The organism is Methylophaga sp. UBA5088 (genome assembly GCF_002414625.1).
Lineage (GTDB): Bacteria > Pseudomonadota > Gammaproteobacteria > Nitrosococcales > Methylophagaceae > Methylophaga > Methylophaga marina.
This window is the reverse complement of sequence record NZ_DIAC01000086.1, coordinates 38,659-41,914: the sequence shown is the minus strand read 5'-3', so window position 1 is coordinate 41,914 and position 3,256 is coordinate 38,659. Positions and strand designations below refer to the sequence as shown.

3 protein-coding genes are annotated in these 3,256 nt (G+C 43.3%); 2 read left to right on the top strand and 1 reads right to left on the bottom strand.

What is annotated here, in order from left to right; all coding sequences use genetic code 11:
- A partial coding sequence (locus B4K20_RS11020) for a LysE family translocator (RefSeq protein WP_289282917.1) occupies positions 1-305 on the top strand: 305 nt, incomplete at its 5' end.
- Here B4K20_RS11020 and B4K20_RS11015 read toward each other — a convergent pair.
- Complete coding sequence (locus B4K20_RS11015) at positions 296-652, bottom strand: FlxA-like family protein (protein WP_289282916.1); 357 nt, start codon at positions 650-652, stop codon at positions 296-298. The two genes, B4K20_RS11020 and B4K20_RS11015, sit on opposite strands and share 10 nt — an antisense overlap.
- Before the next feature lie 462 nt (positions 653-1,114).
- Here B4K20_RS11015 and B4K20_RS11010 point away from each other — a divergent pair.
- On the top strand, positions 1,115-3,256 hold a 2,142-nt coding region (locus B4K20_RS11010), incomplete at its 3' end, for a glutamine synthetase III (RefSeq protein ID WP_289282915.1).

Below are 3,256 nucleotides of genomic sequence, written 5' to 3'. Positions count from 1 at the left end.
CTTCACTCAGCTTGCTTAGAATCGGATTGTTAATGAATGTCAGCAATCCTAAAGTAGCGCTTTTTTTTCTGGCATTTTTACCACAATTTATTGATACATCAGACGTATCTGTATCGTGGCAAATTGTCTATTTAGGACTGATATTTATGCTGACTGCATTGATGATATTCAGCGTTATGGCATTGACTGCAGCCAGTATGGGGCGGTGGTTAATTGTTTCCAGTCGAGCTCAGCGCATCTTGCAGTCACTCACCGCCCTTATCTTTACCTTATTAGCGGCTCGACTACTGTTTTATCAGCTATAACTGTCTATCGTAGTGCCAACTTTGGTGTCCGATGTAGCTTCTGACGAATTGACCGTGGTGTTGGATGGCGTAGCAATGGCTTGATCTTTTTCTGCTGCTTTTTCCTGTTGTTTTTTCAAGGCTTCCAGCTGTTGAATTTGAAGCTGAAGTAATTGAATTTGTTTTTGTATGGCTTCCGCTTGCTTTTCGGAATCTTCACCAGGATTTTTCAACAATGCTTTGAGTTCATTAAACAAGTCCACCATTTTTTTCTTTAAAGCCGCTATACGCGCGTCCAGAGACGAGTCTGATGAGGCAGCGTGTTTAGTCGTCCCATTGCTTCGAACAGATGACAAATCAATATTCATATATGACTCCCTACCAAGCCTCATTAGCGTCCATTATGTTTTGCATCGACAACAGCATGTATTTCTTTAACATTTGTTTGAAAAAAATGAAAACATCTCTTTCTGCCATACACGATTTATGTGACAAAAATAGGTCTTCATAACTGAAATTATTTGCTCTATATTGATAGCTGTCACACATTAAATAGTTCAATAAAGACTCATATCGACCACGCTTGAAAACCTTTCCGCTGAATGTCGTGCCGTTCATATCACTGATGATTTTTATATTGATAATCAATATGTTGATATGGTTATTTTCTATTTTAGTGTTACATAAACAAAGACGGTGGGATGCTCGCGTCGGGATACAACCGTGCTAACGACAGCACTATTACATGCGCAATCAATAAAGTTGATGCGCCAAAAAGCGACTGCGTTTATCACATTAACAATTAATCATCAGCGATTAAGGGATAGAAAATGAGTGGAAATGAATCTCGCCTGCAAGCGATTTCAAATATTACAAACCGTCAAAAAACAACTGTTCACAAATCTGAACCGATAGATAAAATCTGGGCGACGGATGTTTTCAATCTGGCAAAAATGGAGGAAGCATTAAATAAGTCTGCCTTCAAAGCCTTTAAACAGACTGTTCAAACCGGTGCGCCATTAGATCCAGCCGTTGCCGATGTGGTGGCTGCAGCCATGAAAAACTGGGCCTTGTCTAAAGGCGTGAAGTTTTTCTCTCATATTTTCTACCCGATGACCAATATCACCGCAGAAAAACACGACGGTTTTATTGTGACCAATGCTGAAGGCAATGCGATTACAGAATTTTCTGGCAGCTTATTGATTAAGGGTGAGCCTGATGGTTCGTCTTTCCCTAACGGTAGCTTACGCATGACCAATGCGGCTCGTGGCTATACAGCTTGGGATCCGACCAGCCCTGCGTTCATTATGCACACAGAAAACGGCTCTACGTTGATGATCCCAAGTGTTTTCATGTCATGGACCGGTGAAGCACTTGATAAGAAAATCCCATTACTACGGTCCATCTCAGCCATGGATCGTGCGGCCAGAAAAGTGCTGGCTTTAATGGGTGAAACCGAGATTGCGCCGCTTAACTCAAGCTGTGGCGCTGAGCAAGAATATTTCCTGGTCGATAGTAATTTTGCTCTAGCACGTCCTGACCTGCTTTTAGCTGGTCGAACATTATTTGGCGCTGCACCAGCTAAAGGCCAACAGTTTGATGACCATTACTTCGGTGCTATCCCGGAACGTGTCCAGGTCTTTATGCAAGACTTCGAAGACCAGTTATACCGCTTAGGTATTCCTGCTAAAACCCACCATAACGAAGTCGCTCCCGGTCAATTTGAGATAGCCCCTTATTTTGAGTCAGCCAATATTGCTGCAGACCATCAACAATTAATGATGACCTTGATGAAAGCCACAGCAAAAAAACATGGCTTCATGTGTCTGCTACATGAAAAACCTTTTGCTGGTGTTAATGGCTCAGGTAAACACGTTAACTGGTCGGTCAGCAATGCCACACAAGGTAATTTATTAGATCCAGGTAAAACACCGCATGATAATCTGAATTTCTTATTATTCTGTGGCGCAGTTATTCGTGGTGTACACAAATACGGCCCCTTGCTTCGTGCAGTGATTGCTTCTGCCTCAAACGATCATCGTTTGGGTGCGAATGAAGCGCCTCCAGCGATTTTATCGGTTTATCTTGGTGACCAGTTAGAAAAAGTATTCCAGGATATTAAAGCGGGTGATATTGCGACCTCGAAAAAAGGTGGCGAGATGGATCTGGGCCTGTCACAAATTCTAAAATTTGAACGTGATCCAGGTGATCGTAACCGTACATCCCCTTTTGCTTTCACTGGTAATCGCTTTGAGTTCCGTGCTGTGGGTTCATCCCAATCGGTATCTGGCCCCTTAGTGGCCATGAATACAATGCTGGCTGGCTCGCTTGACTGGATTGCTGAGAAATTAAAAGCTGAATTAGATAGCGGCAAAGATCAAACCACCGCAGTACTGGCCGTTCTGAAAGAGTTAATGGAACAACACGGTAATGTTGTTTTCGGTGGCGATGGCTATTCTGAAGAATGGCACAAAGCGGCGGTAGACGTGCGTGGTCTGAAAAACTTACCGACTTCTGCTGATGCTCTGCCTTACCTTCGTGATGAGGCTATCCGTGAGTTATTCTCTCGCACTGGTGTATTCACACCTGTCGAACTGGAAAGCCGCTTTGAGGTATACGCCGAGCAATATATTCTTTCTATTGAAGTGGAAGCCAAGCTCGTAGTTGAGATGGCAAAAACGTTGATTTACCCATCCGCATCGCAGTATCTGACAGAACTGTCCGTCACCCATACCAGTATGGCAGACATGGGAATAGAGATGAATAATTCCGTGGTGAGTCTGATTGCTCAGGAAACCAATGCTATGTTGGCCACGGTCAGCGAACTTGAAGCGGCTTTAAATAAGCATGACTTTGATTCAATTGAAGCACATATGAACTTCTGTGCAAATGATATCCGTCAGTTGATGGATAAAGTGCGTTTACATGTTGATACGCTTGAAGGTGAAGTGGCTGACGACTTATGGCCACTG

Bases quoted from the DNA above. Each gene is read 5' to 3' on its own strand.
- B4K20_RS11015 (WP_289282916.1), bottom strand. From the start codon at position 652: ATGAATATTGATTTGTCATCTGTTCGAAGCAATGGGACGACTAAACAC.